Below are 1,074 nucleotides of genomic sequence, written 5' to 3'. Positions count from 1 at the left end.
TGCAAAGGCCGTTTTCCCCATCGAAGGTCGAGCCGCAACGATAACCAGGTCCGAAGGCTGAAGACCGGAGGTCATCTCATCCAGGTCTCTAAAACCCGTCGTGACACCGGTAATACCACCCGAGGCATTAAACAGCTCATCAATACGTTCTAGCGTCTTGGTTAGGATAGGGTTTACTGATTGAGGCCCTTCACTGTCTTTCCCACCACTATTCTCAGCGATCTGGAAAACCTTCCTTTCAGCCTCATCTAGAAGCTCTGAGGTTGTCCGCCCCTGGGGGTTAAAAGCACTGTCTGTAATTTCTCCCGAGGCACTTATTAATCGTCTAAGTACTGCTCGCTCATGAACGATTTCTGCATAGGCCCTAACGTTAGAAGCGCTTGGCGTGCGCTCGACGAGCTGCCCCAGATAAACCATACCGCCAGCATTTTCGAGCTCGCCCATTTGTTCAAGCTCTTCAGCAACCGTCACTACATCTAGAGCATTACCACCCGTCGCTAACTTAGCAATTACTCGATAAACCAAACGATGATCTTGACGATAGAAATCCTCTTCCAGGACTTTGTCACCGACTACATCCCACTTACTGTTGTCCAGCATCAAGCCACCCAGTATTGACTGTTCCGCTTCGATTGAGTGGGGAGGTATTTTTAGTTTCTGTGTATCCTGATCAAGTACTGACAAGACTCTCACCTCTGATAGATCATAAAAGTGCAATGCTTAGTTTTGTAGAGCATAAATGAATACGGCCCGAAATATAATATATATTCGGGCCGTATCAGAGAGTAATTTATATTTTCAAATCACTCTACCATGGCAACGTTTCTTACCATGTTTAGTCAAAGCTATCTGACTACTTATTTCAGAAGCTTATTCCGCAACAATGATCAATTTAATGATCGCTGTTACTTCACTGTGCAATTGAATCGCAACATCAAACTCACCAACGTTACGAATCGCACCTTCAGGAAGACGAACTTCTGATTTAGCAACTTCAACGCCAGCAGCCGTTACTGCATCCGCAACATCGCGAACACCAATTGAACCGAATAACTTACCTTCGTCACCCGCTTT

The 1,074-nt window shown here is 45.7% G+C and carries 2 protein-coding genes; both read right to left on the bottom strand.

Going from position 1 to position 1,074, the window contains the following annotated elements; all coding sequences use genetic code 11:
- The coding region (locus A3766_RS05560) for a DnaB-like helicase N-terminal domain-containing protein (protein ID WP_369808601.1) at nucleotides 1-693 on the bottom strand (693 nt) is incomplete at its 3' end.
- 177 nt (nucleotides 694-870) lie between these two features.
- Nucleotides 871-1,074 (bottom strand): 50S ribosomal protein L9 (gene rplI / locus A3766_RS05555; RefSeq protein ID WP_068641873.1); only part of this gene is annotated, 204 nt, incomplete at its 5' end.

The organism is Oleiphilus sp. HI0132, assembly GCF_001635845.1.
This window is presented reverse-complemented; position numbering and strand designations above follow the sequence as displayed.